This is a genomic window from Streptomyces sp. NPDC060002, assembly GCF_042737245.1.
Taxonomy (GTDB): Bacteria; Actinomycetota; Actinomycetes; order Streptomycetales; family Streptomycetaceae; genus Streptomyces.
Map to the genome: position 1 here is coordinate 35,376 of NZ_JBHWUW010000053.1, position 19,710 is coordinate 55,085.

Consider the following 19,710-nt stretch of genomic DNA (forward strand, 5'->3'; position numbering starts at 1 on the left):
GCCACAACTGCGGCAGAGCTGGCGCGGGCGGCAGTCGAGCCTGTGACGTCTCACGGTTCGGAGCCCAGTAGCCGCCCCCACATCCGCAAGTCCAGTCCAGTGCCGTCCCGCGGTCGCAGGCCGCGCCGACACATCGAGGTTGCCGTACCCATGCGCCACGCTGAAGGAGCTCGCGGTGAGTAACGCCAAGACGCTCGCCTTCGAGACCGACTGTCATATTTTCGACGGGTGCGGTTTCCCGACCCCCGGCCTGCACTCGTTCCTCTTCGAACCGCTCTTCACCGTCGGCGGCATCGAATTCAACAAGCCGATGCTGCTCTCGCTGGTGAGCACCGTCATCGTCATCGGATTCTTCTGGGCGGCCTTCGCGAAGCCGAAGCTGATTCCCGGCAAGCTCCAGATGGTCGGCGAGGCGGGTTACGACTTCGTCCGTCGCGGGGTCGTGTACGAGACGATCGGCAAGCGCGAGGGCGAGAAGTACGTCCCGCTGATGTTCTCGCTGTTCTTCTTCATCTGGATCATGAACCTGTGGTCGATCATCCCGATCGCGCAGTTCCCGGCCACCGCGGTCATCGCGTTCCCGGTCGGTCTCGCCGCCCTCGTCTACATCGTGTGGATGAGTGTGACGTTCAAGCGCCACGGCTTCATCGGCGGCTGGAAGAACATCACCGGCTACGACCCGTCGCTCGGCCCGGTGTTCCCGATGGTCATGTTCTTCGAGTTCCTGTCGAACGTGTTCATCCGGCCGTTCACCCACGCCGTCCGGCTCTTCGCCAACATGTTCGCCGGGCACGTCCTGATCCTGATCTTCACCATCGGGACCTGGTACCTGCTCAACGGCATCGGCATCGCCTACTCGGCGGTCTCGTTCCTGATGGTCATCGTGATGACGGTCTTCGAGCTGTTCATCCAGGCCCTCCAGGCCTACGTCTTCATCCTCCTGTCCTGCAGCTACATCCAGGGCGCGCTCGCCAAGCACCACTGAGCACCTGATCAACATCCCCTGAACTTCCGGTGGCCAACCCCCACCGGCCTGCGTAAAGAGAAGGAAGTTACGGCATGTCCGCTCTCGACACCCTCGCCGCGGTCGAAATCAAGGGCAACCTCGCTGCCATCGGCTACGGTCTCGCGGCCATCGGCCCCGGCGTCGGCGTTGGCATCATCTTCGGTAACGGCACCCAGGCGCTGGCTCGCCAGCCCGAGGCCGCCGGCCTGATCCGCCAGAACCAGATCCTCGGCTTCGTCCTCTGTGAGGCGCTCGCCCTGATCGGTCTGGTCATGGGCTTCGTCTACCCGACGTCCTGATCCGGTCTACGCCGACGAGAGAATTCCACGGAAGGAACTGATGTGATCTCGCCCTTGCTGCAACTCGCGGCTGAGGAGGAGGCCCAGAATCCTCTGATCCCGGAGATCCCCGAGCTCGTCATCGGTCTGATCGCGTTCGCGATCGTGTTCTTCGTCCTGGGCAAGAAGCTCCTTCCGAACATCAACAAGGTTCTGGAAGAGCGTCGCGATGCCATCGAGGGCGGGATCGAACAGGCCGAGATTGCTCGCACTGAGGCCCAGAGCGTCCTGGAGCAGTACAAGGCCCAGCTCGCCGAGGCCCGCCACGAGGCCGCGCGACTGCGCCAGGAGGCGCAGGAGCAGGGCGCCGCACTCATCACCGAGATGCGTGCGGAAGGCCAGCGCCAGCGCGAGGAGATCGTCGCCGCCGGACACAGCCAGATCGAGGCGGACCGCAAGGCCGCCGCGTCCGCGCTGCGTCAGGACGTCGGCAAGCTCGCCACCGAACTGGCCGGCAAGCTCGTCGGGGAGTCCCTCGACGACCACGCCCGCCAGAGCCGCGTCATCGACCGCTTCCTCGACGACCTCGAGGAGAAGGCCGAGGCGTCTCGATGACCGCACACGGAGCGAGCCGCGAGGCATTCGCAGCAGCCCGTGAGCGTCTCGACGCGCTGACGGACTCCACGTCCGTGGACGCTGCGCAGCTCGCCGACGAACTGGCGGCGGTCACCGCGCTGCTCGACCGCGAGGTCTCGCTGCGTCGGGTCCTCACCGACCCGGCGCAGGCCGGCGAGGCCAAGGCCGAGCTGGTCCAGCGCCTGCTCGGCGCCCAGATCAGCGGCACCACCGCCGACCTGGTGTCCGGCACGGTGCGTGCCCGCTGGTCGCAGTCCCGCGACCTGGTGGACGTGCTGGAGGAGCTGGCGAACATCGCCGACCTCACCGCCGCGCAGAAGTCCGGCACGCTCGACAACGTCGAGGACGAGCTGTTCCGCTTCGGACGGATCGTCTCCTCGAACACCGAGCTGCGCGCCGCACTGACCAACCGGAAGGCCACCGCCTCGGCCAAGAGCGAGCTGCTGCGCAGCCTGCTCGGCGGCCGGGCCGACGCGGCCACCGAGCGACTGGTGACGCGTCTGGTGACCGCGCCCCGGGGACGTAGCCTGGAAGCGGGCCTCGAAGCCCTCTCCAAGCTCGCCGCTGAGCGCCGGGACCGCATGGTCGCCGTCGTCACCTCGGCGGTACCGCTGAGCGACCCGCAGAAGCAGCGCCTCGGCGCCGCCCTCGCCAAGCTCTACGGCCGCCCGATGCACCTCAACCTCGACGTGGACCCCGCGGTCCTCGGCGGGATCCGGGTGCAGGTCGGTGACGAGGTGATCAACGGCTCCCTCGCGGACCGCATCGAGGACGCCGCCCGCCGCATGGCGAGCTAGCAGCAACTCAAGACCGCAGTACGAACTGATGGCGGCCCTGGTTGGGCCGTGCAGAGGATTCACCTCTTTCAGGGGGGAGTCCCCATCCCCCCAAAGTGAAACTTCGGGCCCAACAAGGAGAGCAGGGAACCCAGATGGCGGAGCTCACGATCCGGCCGGAGGAGATCCGGGATGCGCTGGAGAACTTTGTCCAGTCGTACAAGCCGGACGCGGCCTCGCGCGAGGAGGTCGGTACGGTCACCCTTGCCGGCGACGGCATCGCAAAGGTCGAGGGCCTTCCCTCGGCCATGGCCAACGAACTGCTGAAGTTCGAAGACGGCACCCTCGGCCTCGCGCTCAACCTCGAAGAGCGCGAGATCGGTACCGTCATCCTCGGCGAGTTCAGCGGCGTCGAAGAGGGCCAGCCGGTCACCCGCACGGGAGAGGTCCTGTCCGTCGCCGTCGGCGAGGGCTACCTCGGCCGTGTCGTCGACCCGCTCGGCAACCCGATCGACGGCCTCGGCGAGATCGAGACGTCCGGCCGCCGTGCCCTGGAGCTCCAGGCTCCGGGTGTCATGGCCCGTAAGTCGGTGCACGAGCCGATGGAGACCGGCTACAAGGCCGTCGACGCGATGACCCCGGTCGGCCGTGGTCAGCGTCAGCTGATCATCGGTGACCGCCAGACCGGCAAGACCGCCCTGGCCGTCGACACGATCATCAACCAGCGTGACAACTGGCGCTCCGGTGACGTGAACAAGCAGGTCCGCTGCGTCTACGTCGCCATCGGCCAGAAGGGCTCGACCATCGCCTCCGTGCGTGGCGCCCTCGAAGAGGCCGGCGCGCTGGAGTACACGACCATCGTCGCCGCCCCGGCGTCCGACCCGGCCGGCTTCAAGTACCTGGCGCCGTACACCGGTTCGGCCATCGGTCAGCAGTGGATGTACGAGGGCAAGCACGTCCTCATCATCTTCGACGACCTGTCGAAGCAGGCCGACGCCTACCGCGCCGTGTCGCTGCTGCTGCGCCGCCCGCCGGGCCGCGAGGCCTACCCGGGCGACGTCTTCTACCTGCACTCCCGTCTGCTGGAGCGCTGCGCGAAGCTCTCCGACGACCTGGGCGCCGGCTCGATGACCGGTCTGCCGATCGTCGAGACGAAGGCCAACGACGTCTCGGCGTTCATCCCGACCAACGTCATCTCCATCACCGACGGCCAGTGCTTCCTGGAGTCGGACCTGTTCAACGCCGGTCAGCGCCCCGCGCTGAACGTCGGTATCTCCGTCTCCCGAGTCGGTGGTTCCGCGCAGCACAAGGCGATGAAGCAGGTTTCCGGCCGTCTGCGCCTCGACCTCGCCCAGTACCGTGAGCTGGAGGCGTTCGCCGCCTTCGGTTCCGACCTGGACGCCGCGTCGAAGTCCCAGCTCGAGCGCGGTCAGCGACTGGTCGAGCTGCTCAAGCAGGCTCAGTACCAGCCGATGCCGACCGAGGACCAGGTCGTCTCCGTGTGGGCCGGTACCACCGGCAAGATGGACGACGTTCCGGTCTCCGACGTCCGCCGCTTCGAGAAGGAGCTCCTGGAGTACCTGCACCGCAAGGAGCAGGGCCTCATGACCTCCATCAAGGAGGGCGGCAAGATGTCGGACGACACCCTCATCGCCATTGCCGACGCGATCGCCGAGTTCAAGAAGCAGTTCGAGACCTCGGACGGCAAGCTTCTCGGCGAGGACGCCCCGGCCGCGGCCAAGTGACGTAAGGAAGGGACCTGACTCATGGGAGCCCAGCTCCGGGTCTACAAGCGTCGCATCCGATCCGTCACCGCGACCAAGAAGATCACCAAGGCGATGGAGATGATCGCCGCCTCGCGTGTCGTCAAGGCACAGCGCAAGGTGGCGGCCTCCACGCCGTACGCGACCGAGCTCACCCGCGCGGTCACGGCGGTCGGTACCGGTTCGAACACCAAGCATCCGCTGACCACGGAGGCGGAGACGGCGACCCGCGCCGCGGTGCTGCTCCTCACGAGCGACCGCGGACTGGCCGGCGCCTTCAACTCCAACGCGATCAAGGCCGCCGAGCAGCTGACGGCGCGTCTTGAGGCGGAGGGCAAGGAGGTCGACACGTACATCGTCGGCCGCCGTGGTCTGGCCCACTACAACTTCCGCGAGCGCAAGGTCGCGGAGTCGTGGTCGGGCTTCACCGACGAGCCCACCTATGCGGACGCGAAGAAGGTCGCGGGTCCGCTGATCGAGGCCATCGAGAAGGAGACGGCGGACGGCGGCGTGGACGAACTCCACATCGTCTTCACCGAGTTCGTCTCGATGATGACGCAGACGGCGCTCGGCGACCGTCTGCTGCCGCTCAGCCTCGACGAGGTGGCCAAGGAGTCGGCGCCGAAGGGCGAGATCCTTCCGCTGTACGACTTCGAGCCGTCGGCGGAGGACGTCCTCGACGCCCTGCTGCCGCGGTACGTCGAGAGTCGTATCTACAACGCTCTGCTCCAGTCGGCTGCCTCCAAGCACGCCGCCACGCGCCGTGCGATGAAGTCGGCGACCGACAACGCGGGAGACTTGATCAACACGCTCTCCCGCCTTGCCAACGCGGCCCGCCAGGCCGAAATCACCCAGGAAATCAGCGAGATCGTCGGTGGCTCCGCAGCCCTGGCCGACGCGTCCGCGGGGAGTGACAGGTAATGACGACGACAGTTGAGACGGCCGTTGCCACGGGCCGCGTCGCCCGGGTCATCGGCCCGGTCGTCGACGTGGAATTCCCCGTCGACGCCATGCCGGAGATCTACAACGCCCTTCACGTCGAGGTCGCCGACCCGGCGAACGACGGCGAGAAGAAGACGCTGACCCTGGAGGTCGCCCAGCACCTGGGTGACGGCCTGGTCCGCACCATCTCCATGCAGCCCACCGACGGTCTGGTCCGCCAGTCCGTGGTCACCGACACCGGCAACGGCATCACCGTTCCGGTCGGCGACTTCACCAAGGGCAAGGTGTTCAACACCCTCGGTGAGGTGCTGAACACCGACGAGCAGTACGAGGGCGAGCGCTGGTCCATCCACCGCAAGGCCCCGCGCTTCGACGAGCTCGAGTCGAAGACCGAGATGTTCGAGACCGGCGTCAAGGTCATCGACCTGCTGACCCCGTACGTCAAGGGCGGCAAGATCGGTCTGTTCGGCGGCGCCGGCGTCGGCAAGACGGTGCTCATCCAGGAGATGATCTACCGCGTCGCCAACAACCACGACGGTGTCTCCGTGTTCGCCGGTGTCGGCGAGCGCACTCGTGAGGGCAACGACCTCATCGAGGAGATGGCGGAGTCGGGCGTCATCGACAAGACCGCCCTGGTCTTCGGTCAGATGGACGAGCCCCCGGGCACCCGTCTGCGCGTGGCCCTGGCCGGTCTGACCATGGCGGAGTACTTCCGCGATGTGCAGAAGCAGGACGTGCTGTTCTTCATCGACAACATCTTCCGCTTCACCCAGGCCGGTTCCGAGGTCTCGACCCTGCTCGGCCGGATGCCCTCCGCGGTGGGCTACCAGCCGAACCTGGCCGACGAGATGGGTCTCCTCCAGGAGCGCATCACCTCGACCCGTGGTCACTCGATCACCTCGATGCAGGCGATCTACGTCCCCGCGGACGACCTGACCGACCCGGCCCCGGCCACCACCTTCGCCCACCTCGACGCGACGACGGTGCTCTCCCGTCCGATCTCGGAGAAGGGCATCTACCCGGCCGTGGACCCGCTGGACTCCACGTCCCGCATCCTGGACCCCCGCTACATCGCGGCGGACCACTACAACACCGCGATGCGCGTCAAGACGGTCCTGCAGAAGTACAAGGACCTTCAGGACATCATCGCGATCCTCGGTATCGACGAGCTCGGCGAGGAGGACAAGCTCACCGTCCACCGTGCCCGTCGCGTGGAGCGCTTCCTGTCCCAGAACACCCACGTCGCCAAGCAGTTCACCGGCGTCGACGGGTCGGACGTCCCGCTGGACGAGTCGATCGTGGCCTTCAACGCGATCATCGACGGCGAGTACGACCACTTCCCGGAGCAGGCGTTCTTCCTGTGCGGTGGTATCGAGGACCTGAAGGCGAACGCCAAGGAGCTGGGCGTCTCCTGAACTCCCTGAGTTCGATGTGAGCCCTTCGGCTCACGTCCGAGGGGGCGGGCGCGTCCCGCCCCCTCACTCACGCCCACTAGACTTGTAACCAACACCCGGCATACCCGCCGGGTGGTGACCCGAGGAGCCACCTTGGCTGCTGAGCTGCACGTCGCGCTGGTCGCGGCCGACCGAGAGGTCTGGTCCGGCGAGGCCACCCTGGTCGTCGCGCGCACCACGTCGGGCGACATCGGCGTCATGCCCGGTCACCAGCCGCTGCTCGGTGTGCTGGAGTCGGGCCCCGTGACCATCCGTACGAGTGATGGTGGAACGGTCGTCGCCGCGGTGCACGGCGGTTTCATCTCGTTCGCGGACAACAAGCTGTCGCTGCTGGCCGAGATCGCCGAGCTGTCGGACGAGATCGACGTCCAGCGTGTGGAGCGGGAGCTCGAGCGCGCGAAGGCGGAGGGCGATGCCGCCGCCGAGCGTCGCGCGGACGTACGACTGCGTGCGGCGGCCTCGCGCTGACCGTGGGGGCCCCTCCCAGGCCCTTTAGGATCTGGGGGAGCAGGGCCGCTTGACGTCACTCAGCCGCGGTCGGCACCGGAGCAATCCGGAGCCGACCGCGGCTGAGGCAGATATGGATGTTTTTTCCGTTCCGTTACCTATTTTCGGTACCTAGGAGACGAGGAGGTCGGTGTCGATGGTCCTCGCTCTGACTGTGTGCGGAAGCGTCGTGGCCCTGGTGGCGCTGGGGTTGTTCGTCTTCGGCCTGCGCCGCAGACTCATCCAGCGGTCCGGCGGCACCTTCGACTGTTCCCTGCGCTGGGACGTCTCCGAGAAACTCGACACGAGCGGAAAAGGCTGGAGTTACGGCGTCGCCCGCTACAACGGCGACCGCATCGAGTGGTACCGCGTCTTCTCGTACGCCTACCGCCCGCGCCGGGTCCTGGAGCGCGGCTCGATCGAGGTGGCCGGCCGCCGTCTTCCCGAGGGCGAGGAGGAGCTGGCGCTGCTGTCCGACGCGGTGATCCTGACCTGTGTGCACCGGGGCACGCGTCTCGAGCTCGCCATGAGCGAAGACGCGCTGACCGGTTTTCTCGCGTGGCTTGAGGCAGCCCCGCCCGGTCAGCGCGTCAATGTCGCTTGATCACGCGAACTTTTCTACGGCTGTTACGACAGTCCGCTGTTGATGGCGGTCACCAGTTCGCCGTTGGTGGTGTCTCCGCTGAACTCCCAGAAGAACGCGCCGCCCAGACCCTGGTTCTTGGCCCAGGTCATCTTCCCGGCGATGGTGGCCGGGGTGTCGTAGGACCACCAGTTGCTGCCGCACTTGGCGTACGCCGTGCCGGCGATGGTGCCGGTGGCCGGGCAGGACGTCTTGAGGACCTTGTAGTCCTCGATGCCCTGCTCGTAGGTGCCGGGCGCCGGACCCGTGGCCGTGCCGCCCGGGGCGTCCTGGGTGACACCGGTCCAGCCGCGGCCGTAGAAGCCGATGCCGATGAGCAGCTTGCTCGCGGCCACGCCCTTCGCCTTGAACTTGGCGATCGCGTCGGCCGTGGTGAATCCGGCCTGCGGGATGCCGCTGTACGAGGTGAGCGGGGAGTGCGGGGCCGTCGGCCCGTCCGCGTCGAAGGCACCGAAGAAGTCGTAAGACATCACGTTGTACCAGTCGACGTACTGCGAGGCGCCCGCGTAGTCGGCGGCGTCGATCTTGCCGCCTGAGGTGCCGTCGGCCGTGGTGGCCGCGGTGACCAGGTAGTTCGCGCCGAACTTGGCACGCAGCGCCTGCATCAGGTTCTTGTAGGCCGCCGCCCCGCTGGTGTCGCAGGACAGGCCACAGGCGTTCGGGTACTCCCAGTCGATGTCGATGCCGTCGAAGACATCGGCCCAGCGCGGGTCCTCGACCAGGTTGTAGCAGGACTGCGCGAACGCGGCCGGGTTGGCCGCGGCCTGGGCGAAGCCGCCGGACCAGGTCCAGCCGCCGAAGGACCACAGCACCTTGATGTTCGGGTACTTGGCCTTCAGCTGGCGCAGCTGGTTGAAGTTGCCGCGCAGTGGCTGGTCCCAGGTGTCGGCGACGCCGCTGACCGACTGGTCCGCGGTGAAGGCCTTGTCGTAGTCGGCGTAGGAGTCGCCGATCGCGCACTGGCCGCCTGTGACGTTGCCGAAGGCGTAGTTGATGTGCGTGATCTTCGCGGCCGAACCGGACGTCACCAGGTTCTTGACGTTGTAGTTGCGGCCGTAGATGCCCCACTCGGTGAAGTAGCCGAGCTTGACCTTGGAGCCGGTGGTCGGGGGAGTGGTGCCACCGCCGGTGGTGTGGACCGCGACCGCGCCGCTGACCGGACCGGTCTGGTCGGCGGTGTCACGGGCCTGGACGGTGTAGGAGTAGTCGGTCCCGGCCGTCAGGCCGCTGTCGGTGTACGAGGTCGTCGTGACGGTGGCGACCTTGGCGCCGTCGCGCAGGACGTCGTAGTTCTTGACGCCCTTGTCGTCGGTGGCGGCGGCCCAGGTCAGCTTCACCGAGGTGTCGGTGAGGGCGGAGGAGGCCGGGGTGCCCGGGGCGGACGGTGCGGCGTCGCCCGGGACCGTCGTGCCGTCGCAACCGCCGCCGTTGAGCTTGCAGTTGGACGGGGAGCCGGGGCCGGCGCCGTTGAATCCGAAGGAGACGGACGCGCCGGCGGCGAGGGTGCCGTTCCAGGACTTGTTCTTGGCGGTCCAGTGGGTGCCGGAGGACGTGACGTCGGCGTCCCAGGCGGAGGTGACGGAGGTGCCGGAGGGGAAGTCCCACTCGACCGTCCATGAACTGATGGCGGTGGTACCGGTGTTCTTCACCGTCCACCTGCCCTCGAAGCCGGTGCCCCAGTCCGATGCCTTGGTGTAGGTGGCGGTGGCCGTCGTGGCGGCCTCGGCTGGGCTCGCGAGGCCGACCAGGCCGGCCAACGGGAGCAACAGGGTCGCGAACCCTGCCGCGGCTCTGTGTCTGAAGCGCATCCTGCGCCTCCTCGGGGGAGTCGGGGGGCGTGACTGAGCCTTCACGCCCACGGTGCCGCGAGAATAGAAAGGTCTGGACCACAGGTCAATAGGTCTGGACCACTGCGGCCCGTTAAACCTCCGGCGCCCCTTCGGATCCCGCCCGGATACCCAACTCCTGCGCCAGCACCGCCGCTTGCACCCGGCTGCGTAGCTCCAGCTTCCCCAGCAGACGGCTGACGTGCGTCTTCACCGTCGCCTCCGCCATGTCGAGGCGCCCGGCGATGCCCGCGTTGGACATCCCCTCGCCCAGACAGGCCAGCACCTCGCGCTCGCGCCGGGTCAGGGTGTTCAGGACGGCCGGGTCGGCCTTCGGCGCCCGCACCGGCTTCGCGGCGAACTCGGCGATCAGCCGTCGGGTCACCGCGGGAGCGATCAGCCCCTCCCCGCCGGCCACCGTACGGACCGCCGCCAGCAGATCCCTCGCCTCCGTGTTCTTCAGCAGGAACCCCGCCGCGCCCGCCCGCAGCGCCCCGAACACATACTCGTCGAGGTCGAAGGTGGTCAGCACCAGTACGTCGGCGAGCCCCTCCTCGACGACTCTCCGGGTCGCCGACACCCCGTCGAGACGCGGCATCTGAACGTCCATCAGCACCACGTCGGGCCGCAACTCCCGGGCCAGCGACACCGCCTGCTCCCCGTCCGCCGCCTCTCCGACCACCTCGATGTCGGACGCGCTGCCCAGGATCAGGACGAGCCCGGCGCGCACGGCGGACTGGTCCTCGGCGACGAGGACCCGGATGGCGGAGCTCATACGGGCTCTCCTTCGACCAGGGGGAATGTGGCGCGCACGGTCCAGCAGGAGTTCTCAGGACCGGCGTCGAACGTGCCGTCCAGCAGCGCCGCGCGCTCCCGCATCCCGACGAGCCCGGCGCCGGAACCGGGAGCGCGGGGCCCGTCCCGATGCCCGTAGGGACTCCGTACCCGCACGTCGAGCAACCCGTCGCGCTGGACGAGGGCGACGGTGACCCGGCCGGGGCACGCGTGCTTCAGCGCGTTGGTCAGCGACTCCTGGACGATCCGGTAGGCGGCGAGTTCGACGGGGGCCGGCACCTCGCCGTGCTCGACGGCGAGGGTGACGTCGAGACCATTGGCACGGGCGCCGTCGACGAGCGCCTCCAGGCCGTCCAGGGTGGGGGCCGCGGCCGGCTCGCGGTCCCCGCTGCCGTCGCGCAGGATCCCGATCAGCCGCCGCATCTCCGCCAGCCCCTCGACGCTGTTCTCGCGGATGACGCACAGCGCCTGCCTGGACGTGTCCGGGTCGTCGATCGAGAGCGCCGCCGTCGAGTGGATGGCGATCGCGGACAGGTGGTTGGCGACCATGTCGTGCAACTCCCGTGCCATCCGCGCCCGTTCGGTCGTGACGGCCTGGGTCCGGTCCATCTCGGCCAGCAGCGCGGTCTGTTCGGCCCGCAGCCGGGCGGCCTCGGCCGCGTCGCGGTGGTCGCGCACGATCCAGCCGGTGGCGGCGGGCGCGTAGGCCACGATGCCGACCACCACCCCGATCAGCAGTGCTTCCGGCACCCGCCACACCGCGAACGGCACCAGCGTCCCGACCACCGTCAGCAGTCCGGTGATCCACTGGATCCGGCGGGCCGACGTGAGCGGGCCGTACAGGACGGCCGCGTACATCACGTCGGTGTACATCAGCACCGTGAACAGGTTGCCCCGGGTCAGGGTGTCCACGACGATCGCGGCCGTGCCGATCAGCAGGGCCGTACGCGGCGCGACCCGGCGCAGCACCTCGCAGCCGGCCAGCGCACAGAGCGGCGCCAGGACCGGCCAGGGGCCGTCGAGGAGCACGATCGGATCGTCGGACGGCCGGGTGCCCAGGCCGATGGCGACCAGCAGCAGCCCGCCGAGCAGCCCGCCGACCGCGATGTACACGTCGAAGCGGTGCGGACGGCGCGGGCGGTGCGGATCTCGGACGGCCATGTCCTCCATCCAACACGCCGCGCGTCCCGTCCGCCTGCTCCCCGGGAACGGTCCCGAACTGCATCTTTCGATGTACCGCGAGTTCGTCACCGCCGACGACGAGACGCGCGCTCCCGCCCGGGAGCCTGTGAAGGGTGAGCGAGAGGAGCGAACCGTGATCGTCGCACTGATCATCGCCTGCGAGGTGGCCTTCTGGGTGCTGCTGGCCGCCGGGCTGGCCTTCCGGTACGTGTTCCGGATGCCGCGTCTGGGGCTGGCCCTGCTGCTGTGCGAGCCGCTGCTGGAGGTCGTGCTGTTCGCGGTGACCGCGATCGACCTCGGACACGGCGCCGAGCCGGACTGGCGCCACGGGCTCGCCGCCGTCTACATCGGCTTCACCGTGGGCCTCGGCCACTCCACCGTCAAGTGGGTGGACGCCCGGGTCGCCCACCGCTTCGCCGGCGGCCCGCCGCCCGTGCGGCCGCCGAAGTACGGCAGGGCCCGCGCCGTCCACGAATGGAAGGTCGCGGGCCGCTGGACCCTCGCCGCGGTGGTCGCCATGGCACTGCTCCAGGCGGCCGTCCGGCACGTCGGCGGGGACGGCGAGACCGGCTCGTTGCGGGCGTGGCAGCTGCGGATGCTGTGGGTGATCGGCATCAACCTCGTCATCGCGGGGAGCTACACCCTGTTCCCGAAGGCCGCACCGAAGGCCGCACCGAAGGCCGCACCGAAGAGCGAACCGAAGAGCGAACCGAAGTCCGAACCGAACGGCGGATCGGAGCGGGAACCGGCCAAGATGCGCTAGCGCTCCCCGCCCGGCACCCAGAGCACGTCGCCGACCGCCTGGTTGGCGGTGCGGGCCAGAATGAACAGCAGGTCCGAGAGCCGGTTGAGATAGGTCGCGGTGAGCGGGTTCATCCGCTCGCCGTGCACCTCCAGCGCCGCCCAGGTGGAGCGTTCGGCCCGCCGGACGACCGTGCAGGCCTGGTGGAGCAGGGCCGCGCCCGGGGTGCCGCCCGGCAGGATGAACGACCGCAGCTTCTCCAGCCGCTCGTTGAACCGGTCGCAGTCCGCCTCCAGACGGTCGACGTAGAACTGCTCGACCCGCAGGGGCGGGAACTCCGGGTTCTCCACCACCGGCGTCGACAGGTCCGCGCCGACGTCGAACAGGTCGTTCTGGACCCGGGTGAGGACCCCGACGAGCTCCTCGTCCAGTCCGCCCAGCGCGAGCGCCGTGCCGAGCGCCGCGTTCGCCTCGTTGGCGTCGGCGTACGCGGCGATCCGCGGGTCGGTCTTGGCGACCCGGCTCATGTCGCCGAGAGCGGTGGTGCCCTGGTCGCCGGTCCTCGTGTAGATGCGCGTCAGATTGACCATGCGGCCAATCTAGACCGTCCCCGGGAATGCGTTCCGTTCCCTTCGTCACTGCGGTCGGCGCCCGGTCAGTCCGGGTTCAATCGGTGTGAATCGGACAGTAATTGACGACGTGACCGGCGTCTCACGCCCTGAGACGTGAGCCGCGTTACTAACCGGTCACACAGCGCCTCACGCCCGCTAATCTCCGGCCGAGAGGCATGCGGAGCGGCTGCGCCGGATGGTTGACGCCGGTGACATCGGACGCCTGAGCGGGCAGGGCTTCTACAGGCACCGAAACCGCACAGGCCCCATGGGCCTCACCCCTGCGAGTGAATTCGGTATCGGTTCGCTCACAGACGGCAACCTCCGACCGCTTCCCGCAGTCAGAGGATGCAACACCGGACACCACACCGCGGAGCACGAGACGCACGCTTAGGGGAGCGCTATGCACATCAGGGGCGACCACGTAGAGCTGGTCGTCGGGGGCCGTCTCGACGTCCGCAGTGCGGCGGACGCACGTACGGCCCTGCACACGGCCGTGGACGACGGAGTCGGCGACCTGGTGCTCGACCTGTCCGAGCTGGACTCCTGGGACGCCACCGGACTCGGCGTCATCATGGGCGTCCACCGACGGGCGGGCCGGTGCGGCCGACGGCTGGTGCTGCGCGGAGTGCCTCCGCAGATGCAACGCCTGCTGGTGGCCACCCGACTGCACCGGATCCTCGCGATCGAGGGCGGTATCGGAGTGGAGTCCCTGCCCCGGGTCTGACCCCCAGGGCGCGTGGCCTGCGGCGGAAAACGTGCGACGGGCGCAATCCTCACGAGACTGTGACGCTTCGGGCGGCCCGGCACCCCGGGCTGTCGTAGATACTGTGCGAAGGTTTACGGTTCGTCTGCCCGCCGCTCTCAGCCCTCGAGCGGGCACCGGACCAGAAGCGACAGCGCGGTGTGCAGCAAGGCCGGGAGGGGCTACCGCCACACGACGCTTTTGGGGGGCTTGAACCTATGGACCCGAACACCCGGGGACCCGAGGAGTACGGCCAGGACGACGACGGCGGCACGCCGCGCCCGCGCCCGTCCAGGGACCCCCTCACACCGGACTTCGGCCAGCACGCGCCGGCCCTGGCCCGCACCGTGCGGCTCGTCACGGGCGAACACCTGCTCACGGTCAACCCGGTCGACGGTAGCGAGATAGAACTCTGCCCGCCCACGGAGATACCCGAGCGCCCCGCCAAGCGCACCGCGGAGCAGCGGGCCGAGGCCGAGCGCGCCGCCCGGCCGCCGGCCCCCGCCGGAACAGCCCGGCCCGCCCAGCCGCTCCTGGGCCGCCAGGACGAACGCGAACAACTGGTCCGCCTGCTGGCCCGCGGCCGTTCCGTCCGTCTCACCGGACCGGCCGGCTCCGGCCGCACCAGCCTCCTCGACCTGGTCGCCGAGGACTGCGAGGACCTCGCCCCCGACGGCGTCGTCCGCCTCACCGGCTTCCGCCACACCTCGGCCGACCTGCTGCACGACCTCTTCCACGCCGTCTACGACGCCCCCCGGTTCCGTCCCGAGGGCGACGACCTGCGTGCCCTGGTCCGCGAGATCGGCGCGGTCGTCGTGGTCGACGACCTCGACCTCGGCGGCGCCGCGCTCGACGAACTGCTGGACGCGACCCCCGAGTGCGCCTTCCTGCTCGGCGCCACCCCGGACACCCCGCTGCCCTCCGCGGAGTCCGCCGTCGAGGAGGTCGTCCTCACCGGACTGGACCGGGCGGGCGGCGTCGAGGTGATCGAGCACGCCGTCGGCCGCGTCCTCACCGAGGAGGAGGCCAACTGGGCCGGCGACCTGTGGTTCGAGTCCGAGGGCCTGCCGCTCCGGTTCGTCCAGGCCGGCGCCCTGCTCTCGCAGCGCGACCGACTGCGGGCCGGCGCCGACGCGGTCGACGCGTTCGGTGTCTTCGAGGACGCCCGGCCGTTCACCGACGCCGTCGACGGCCTGGCCGGAGCCGGCGAGGCCGAGGAGATACCCCTGCCCTCGCTCGGCGAGGCCGCCGCGCCCGCGCCGCTGCTCGCGGCCCGCCTCAGCGCGTCCGCCCGCGCCACCCTGCGCTTCGCCGTCGCCCTGGACGGTGAGGTCCCGCACCAGGCCCATCTGCCCGCCCTGGTCGGCGACACCCACGCCGACGCGGCCCTCGGCGAACTGACCGCCTGCGGACTCGTCTCCCCCGTCGGCACCCGCTACCGGCTCGCCGCCGGCGTCCAGACCCAGCTCGAGGTCGCCGGATACGCCGACGACGTCGAGGCCCGCGCCCACACCGCCGCCCAGCACTACGCCTGGTGGACCGGACACCCCTCGGTCACCCCCGAGCGGGTGTGCGCGGAGGCAGACGCCGTGCTCGCCGCCCTCACCGTGATCGTCCCCACGACGACCCGGACCGGCGAGGACGAGGAGTCCACCGCCGTCCAGCTCGCCCGCACCGCGGCACCCGCGTTCGCCGCGGGCCTGCACTGGAGCGCCTGGGAGAGCACCCTGCACGAGGGCGCCGAGGCGGCCCGGCTCGCCGGGGAGTCCGCCGACCGCGCCTACTTCCACCACGAGCTGGGCGTCCTCGCCCTCTGCGGCGGAGACCTCGACCGGGCCCGCTCCGAGCTGGAGGCCTCCCTCGCCCTGCGCGGGGCGATCGCCGACAAGCGCGGCACCGTCGCCGGCCGCCGCGCCCTCGCCCTGGTCTCCGACCGTTCCGGGGACATGCCCGGCCTCGCGGCGGCGACGGCCGCCGAGGAGGTGCCCGACGCCCGTCACGAGGAGTCGGCGTCCCCGCCGCGCGGCATCCAGGCGGTGCTCCCGACCCACCCGCCGGAGGCCGAGACCGTCGTCGCCCACCGTCGGCCCGTCGGCCCGCCGACCCGTCACAACCGGGGCGGACTGAAGGCCCTGGCCAAGCGCAACCTCGTCGCGGCAGGCGCGGGCGCGCTGCTCGTCGCCGTCCTCGGCACGGTCGTGACGCTCGGCGCGACCTCCAACAACGACGCCAACGACCCCTCCGACCGGGTCGGCGTCAACCCGTCCGCCAGCGCCGGCGTGGACGACGGCGGCCTGGAGTCGGACACCCCGGGCGACGACGGCGGTTCCGCCGACACCGGCGAGGCGACCAGCAGGCCGACGGACCCGGGCCCGGACGGAACGATGGGCACCTCGGACGACCCGACCCCCACGGGGGAGGCGGAGCCGTCGTCGTCGACGAGCAGCTCGCACGGCACGGGGAGCGGCGGCTCGTCCGGTACGCCGAAGCCGTCGTCGTCGAGTTCGCACTCCGAGTCTGCGTCCCCGTCGCCGTCCGGCTCGTCCAGCAGCGGTTCGGGCTCGGCGTCGCCCTCGCCCTCGGCGTCGGAGTCCGACACCACCACTACCCCGCCCCCGGCCGGCAGCAGCCCGCCGATCTCGAACTCGGCAAGCAGCTCGATGTCCTCCTCGCCCGCCAGCTCGATCAGTTCCTCCGGCCCCTCCGCTCCGGTCTCGCCGGATCAGGTGATCTGAGCCCCAGGCACACGAGAAGGGCCGGGTTCCTCTCCAGGAACCCGGCCCTTCTCGTCGTGCGGGTGAGCGGGTCAGAAGAGCCGCAGCTTGTCGTCCTCGATGCCCCGCATCGCGTTGTAGTCCAGGACCTGGCAGCCGATGCCGCGGTCCGTGGCGAGGACGCGGGCCTGGGGCTTGATCTCCTGGGCCGCGAAGACACCGCGGACCGGGGCGAGATGCGGGTCGCGGTTCAGCAGCTCCAGATAGCGCGTGAGCTGCTCGACGCCGTCGATCTCGCCGCGTCGCTTGATCTCCACCGCGACGGTCTGTCCCGCCGCGTCCCGGCACAGGATGTCGACCGGGCCGATGGCGGTCATGTACTCGCGGCGGATGAGGGTGTAGCCGTCGCCGAGGATCTCGATGCGGTCGGCGAGCAGTTCCTGGAGGTGCGCTTCCACGCCGTCCTTGATCAGGCCGGGATCGACGCCGAGTTCGTGCGACGAGTCGTGGAGGATCTCCTCCATCGTGATGATGAGCTTCTCTCCGCCCTTGTTGACGACGGTCCAGACGCCTTCCTCGTCGCCCGCGCCCTCCTTCAGCGTGCAGGGCGGCGACATCCAGTTGAGGGGCTTGTAGGCCCGGTCGTCCGCGTGGATCGAGACGCTGCCGTCCGCCTTCACCAGGATGAGACGGGGGGCGGAGGGCAGGTGGGCGGTGAGCCGGCCGGCGTAGTCCACGGAGCACCGGGCGATGACGAGACGCATGGTCCGCAACGCTATCCGACGCCCCACCGCGCACGCGATTCGCCCACCCGTCTCCCCCCACCACCCGCAACCGGAGCCCCTTCGGGCCCGCCCCTTTCGACCTGGAAAACGATCATTCGACAGTGGCCGATTGTGTGCCCACTGGGGGTTCCCTATGTGCCCATTCTCCTGGTGCGGTCACGGTCCGTTGCCTACCGTAGTGAACGGGAGGTCGCGATGCGTGTACTCAGCGTGTGCGGTGTTTCGGCATGCGAACTCCCTTTCCCTGTCCGGCAACCCCTGTTGTTCCGGGGGTGCGAGAGGAGTACCCATGTCGCTCGACGTCTCACCGGCCCTACTCGAACAGGCCGAGCGAGGCGAGGTCGACGAAGCAGAATTCGTCGACTGCGTCCGGACCTCCCTGCCCTACGCATGGGAGATGGTCAGCTCCCTGGTGGCCCAGCTGAAGGTGGACGGCGGAGACTTCGCCGACAACCAGACGCCCCCGCCGGACGAGCAGGCACGCGGGCAGTTGCTGCGCGCGCTCGCGAGCGACGCCATACGCGGCGCGCTTCAGCGGCACTTCGGTGTGCGGCTGGCCTTCCAGAACTGCCACCGGGTGGCGGTTTTCCCGTTGGAGCCGGCTGTCGACGAGAAGCTCGTCCGTTTCACCTCGGTCCGCAGCCAGGTGCTGAACCAGTCCCCGGAATTCCGGGACTGCTGACACGTGAGCCTGTTGCTTGCCGCTCCTGACGCGGGAGGTTCCATCAGTACGGGAGCGGCAAGCCTCGCGGTCGGCTGGGCTGTTCACCGGAGGTGGGGGAGCACCTCCGAGCCCAGTCGCCGTACGTTCTCCTCGGTGGCCGCCAGGTCGCCGGAACCTTCGACCAGCAGGGCGAAACGCGAGATGCCGGTCCGCTCGCCGGTCGCCGCGAGACGGTCGACGCACAGCCGCGGGGTGCCCACCGGGTGCAGCCCGCAGAGCAGTTCGGTGTATGCCACCGGGTCCCGCATGGAGCGGGCCCGGCCGTCGACCGTGACATGCGCGTCGAGCCCCTGCCGCAGCCAGCCCGGCATCGCCTTCACCAAGGTCTCCACCGCGTCCGTGCGCCGGTCCGCGATCTGGCAGACGCCCGCCGAGACATGGGCCGCGCCCCGGATCTCGTCCCCGGACCGCCCGGCCGCGCGCGCGTACTGCCGCCACGCGGCGACCATCTCGGCCTTCTCCTCGTCCCCCACGTGCATGCCGAGGAGCATCGGCAGCCCGCGTTCGGCGGCCAGCCGTACGCTCGCCGGCGAGGTGCACGCGACCACGATCTCCGGGCCCGACGCGTCCGTCAGCGCCTCCGACGGCCGGGGGACTACGGGGACTTCACGGAAGCGGAACCGCTCGCCGTCGGCGCCCACCGAGGGGTCGCGCAGCCAGCGGACCAGCAGATCGAGTGATTCCGGGAACCCCCGCTCGTACGCCTCCAGGCCTGCGCCGAACACCTCCAGGTCGACCCACGGGCCGCCGCGTCCCACGCCCAGCGAGAAGCGGCCGCCGCTCGTCAGGTGCAGCAGGGCGGCCTGCTCGCCCAGGGCGACGGGGTGGACGGTGGGCAGTACGCTGACCGCCGTGCCGACCCGGATGCGGCTGGTGCGGCCCAGCAGCAGGGCGGCGAGCGTGACCGCCGACGGGCACGTGCCGTACGGCACGAAGTGGTGCTCGGCCAGCCAGACCGAGTCGAGGCCCGCCTCCTCGGCCACCTCGGCCGAGCGGACCGCGCGGTGCAGCGCCTCTCCCTGGCCCTGGCCGGGGAACTGGGCTCCCAACACGAAACTTCCAACGCGCATGGACTTTCCCGCTTCCTTGGCTCCGACGCGGAGCTCCCCCACCCGGCATAACCGTCTGACACGTGCCGAGGACACGGCCTGGCGGAGAGATTTGCGGATTGTCTGGAGAATGGGACGTCGGGGAGGGCGACTTGTGGGCGCCGCTGCCCTACGGGTACCCGCGCGCACGCCGCGTAGGCTGGACACCAATCCTGCTCCCTGTATAGCCCCGTGAGGTGTCCCGTGTCCCCGCGTCGCAACCGACCCAAGGGTGAGGGCCCGTCCGGCCAGAGCGCCGAGGAGGACCGCACGAGCCGGTACGGCGGCTGGCAGTCGGGGGAGAGCTGGCAGGGCGAGCAGTGGAGCGTGCGGCACGTGGCGGGCTCGAGCGCCCAGGGCAAGGCGTACCGGTGCCCCGGCTGCGACCAGCTGATCCCCGACGGCGTGCCGCATGTCGTCGTCTGGCCCGAGCACGCGGGCGTCGACGACCGCCGGCACTGGCACAAGGCGTGCTGGAACGCACGGGACCGCCGCACCCCGGGGGTGCGGCGGT

Annotated in this window: 20 protein-coding genes; 14 read left to right on the top strand and 6 right to left on the bottom strand. The window is 69.8% G+C overall.

All coding sequences use genetic code 11. From position 1 onward, the window contains the following. Window positions 1-175 precede the first annotated feature (175 nt). From atpB to ACFWBD_RS33425, 9 genes are all read left to right on the top strand, one after another. Complete coding sequence (atpB, locus tag ACFWBD_RS33385; RefSeq protein ID WP_385675177.1) at window positions 176-985, top strand: F0F1 ATP synthase subunit A; 810 nt, start codon at window positions 176-178, stop codon at window positions 983-985. Between the two features lie 74 nt (window positions 986-1,059). Next, a complete protein-coding gene (locus ACFWBD_RS33390; RefSeq protein ID WP_020131181.1) occupies window positions 1,060-1,305 on the top strand; it encodes an ATP synthase subunit C in 246 nt (81 codons plus the stop codon). A gap of 42 nt (window positions 1,306-1,347) precedes the next feature. Then, a complete protein-coding gene (locus ACFWBD_RS33395) occupies window positions 1,348-1,899 on the top strand; it encodes a F0F1 ATP synthase subunit B (RefSeq protein WP_385675180.1) in 552 nt (183 codons plus the stop codon). Then, a complete protein-coding gene (locus tag ACFWBD_RS33400; protein WP_385675183.1) occupies window positions 1,896-2,717 on the top strand; it encodes a F0F1 ATP synthase subunit delta in 822 nt (273 codons plus the stop codon). The genes ACFWBD_RS33395 and ACFWBD_RS33400 overlap by 4 nt, the downstream gene beginning before the upstream one ends. A gap of 134 nt (window positions 2,718-2,851) precedes the next feature. Continuing rightward, complete coding sequence (gene atpA, locus ACFWBD_RS33405) at window positions 2,852-4,441, top strand: F0F1 ATP synthase subunit alpha (protein ID WP_385675186.1); 1,590 nt, start codon at window positions 2,852-2,854, stop codon at window positions 4,439-4,441. A gap of 21 nt (window positions 4,442-4,462) precedes the next feature. Further along, a complete protein-coding gene (locus ACFWBD_RS33410; RefSeq protein WP_385675188.1) occupies window positions 4,463-5,380 on the top strand; it encodes a F0F1 ATP synthase subunit gamma in 918 nt (305 codons plus the stop codon). Further along, entirely contained in the window at window positions 5,380-6,816 is a 1,437-nt protein-coding gene (gene atpD / locus ACFWBD_RS33415) for a F0F1 ATP synthase subunit beta (protein ID WP_385675191.1), read from the top strand. Before ACFWBD_RS33410 ends, atpD begins: the two co-directional genes overlap by 1 nt. A 132-nt stretch (window positions 6,817-6,948) precedes the next feature. Next, on the top strand, window positions 6,949-7,323 hold the full coding sequence (locus ACFWBD_RS33420; RefSeq protein ID WP_057584029.1) for a F0F1 ATP synthase subunit epsilon: 375 nt from the start codon (window positions 6,949-6,951) through the stop codon (window positions 7,321-7,323). Between the two features lie 175 nt (window positions 7,324-7,498). Beyond that, window positions 7,499-7,945 (top strand): DUF2550 domain-containing protein, encoded by a 447-nt coding sequence (locus ACFWBD_RS33425; RefSeq protein WP_385675194.1) that lies wholly within the window; start codon window positions 7,499-7,501, stop codon window positions 7,943-7,945. Between the two features lie 23 nt (window positions 7,946-7,968). Here ACFWBD_RS33425 and ACFWBD_RS33430 read toward each other — a convergent pair whose 3' ends face one another. From ACFWBD_RS33430 to ACFWBD_RS33440, 3 genes are all read right to left on the bottom strand, one after another. Next, window positions 7,969-9,792, bottom strand: a complete 1,824-nt coding sequence (locus tag ACFWBD_RS33430; protein ID WP_385675197.1) for a glycosyl hydrolase family 18 protein — start codon at window positions 9,790-9,792, stop codon at window positions 7,969-7,971. Window positions 9,793-9,904: 112 nt separating this feature from the next. Further along, window positions 9,905-10,585, bottom strand: coding sequence for a response regulator (locus ACFWBD_RS33435; RefSeq protein WP_385675200.1), 681 nt, complete (start codon window positions 10,583-10,585; stop codon window positions 9,905-9,907). Then, entirely contained in the window at window positions 10,582-11,766 is a 1,185-nt protein-coding gene (locus ACFWBD_RS33440) for a sensor histidine kinase (protein ID WP_385675203.1), read from the bottom strand. The genes ACFWBD_RS33435 and ACFWBD_RS33440 overlap by 4 nt, the downstream gene beginning before the upstream one ends. A gap of 154 nt (window positions 11,767-11,920) precedes the next feature. On the opposite strand from ACFWBD_RS33440, the gene ACFWBD_RS33445 reads away from it, so the two are divergent. After that, window positions 11,921-12,550, top strand: a complete 630-nt coding sequence (locus ACFWBD_RS33445) for a hypothetical protein (protein ID WP_385675222.1) — start codon at window positions 11,921-11,923, stop codon at window positions 12,548-12,550. Here ACFWBD_RS33445 and ACFWBD_RS33450 read toward each other — a convergent pair. Then, window positions 12,547-13,119 (bottom strand): cob(I)yrinic acid a,c-diamide adenosyltransferase, encoded by a 573-nt coding sequence (locus ACFWBD_RS33450; RefSeq protein WP_385675206.1) that lies wholly within the window; start codon window positions 13,117-13,119, stop codon window positions 12,547-12,549. The genes ACFWBD_RS33445 and ACFWBD_RS33450 overlap by 4 nt on opposite strands. Before the next feature lie 424 nt (window positions 13,120-13,543). Here ACFWBD_RS33450 and ACFWBD_RS33455 point away from each other — a divergent pair, with 424 nt between their 5' ends. Both ACFWBD_RS33455 and ACFWBD_RS33460 read left to right on the top strand, forming a co-directional pair. Beyond that, complete coding sequence (locus ACFWBD_RS33455) at window positions 13,544-13,867, top strand: STAS domain-containing protein (RefSeq protein WP_020131168.1); 324 nt, start codon at window positions 13,544-13,546, stop codon at window positions 13,865-13,867. Window positions 13,868-14,103: 236 nt separating this feature from the next. After that, on the top strand, window positions 14,104-16,620 hold the full coding sequence (locus ACFWBD_RS33460) for an ATP-binding protein (RefSeq protein WP_385675209.1): 2,517 nt from the start codon (window positions 14,104-14,106) through the stop codon (window positions 16,618-16,620). Window positions 16,621-16,691: 71 nt separating this feature from the next. On the opposite strand, the gene nucS is transcribed toward ACFWBD_RS33460, so the two are convergent. Further along, window positions 16,692-17,363, bottom strand: a complete 672-nt coding sequence (gene nucS / locus ACFWBD_RS33465) for an endonuclease NucS (RefSeq protein ID WP_351760717.1) — start codon at window positions 17,361-17,363, stop codon at window positions 16,692-16,694. 310 nt (window positions 17,364-17,673) lie between these two features. On the opposite strand from nucS, the gene ACFWBD_RS33470 reads away from it, so the two are divergent. Then, window positions 17,674-18,066: an SCO5389 family protein gene (locus ACFWBD_RS33470; RefSeq protein WP_307165450.1), complete on the top strand. Its 393-nt coding sequence runs from the start codon at window positions 17,674-17,676 to the stop codon at window positions 18,064-18,066. 83 nt (window positions 18,067-18,149) lie between these two features. On the opposite strand, the gene ACFWBD_RS33475 is transcribed toward ACFWBD_RS33470, so the two are convergent. Beyond that, complete coding sequence (locus tag ACFWBD_RS33475; RefSeq protein ID WP_385675213.1) at window positions 18,150-19,178, bottom strand: LLM class flavin-dependent oxidoreductase; 1,029 nt, start codon at window positions 19,176-19,178, stop codon at window positions 18,150-18,152. Between the two features lie 222 nt (window positions 19,179-19,400). Between ACFWBD_RS33475 and ACFWBD_RS33480 the strand changes: the two genes are divergently transcribed. Continuing rightward, the coding region (locus tag ACFWBD_RS33480; protein WP_385675216.1) for an ATP/GTP-binding protein at window positions 19,401-19,710 on the top strand (310 nt) is incomplete at its 3' end.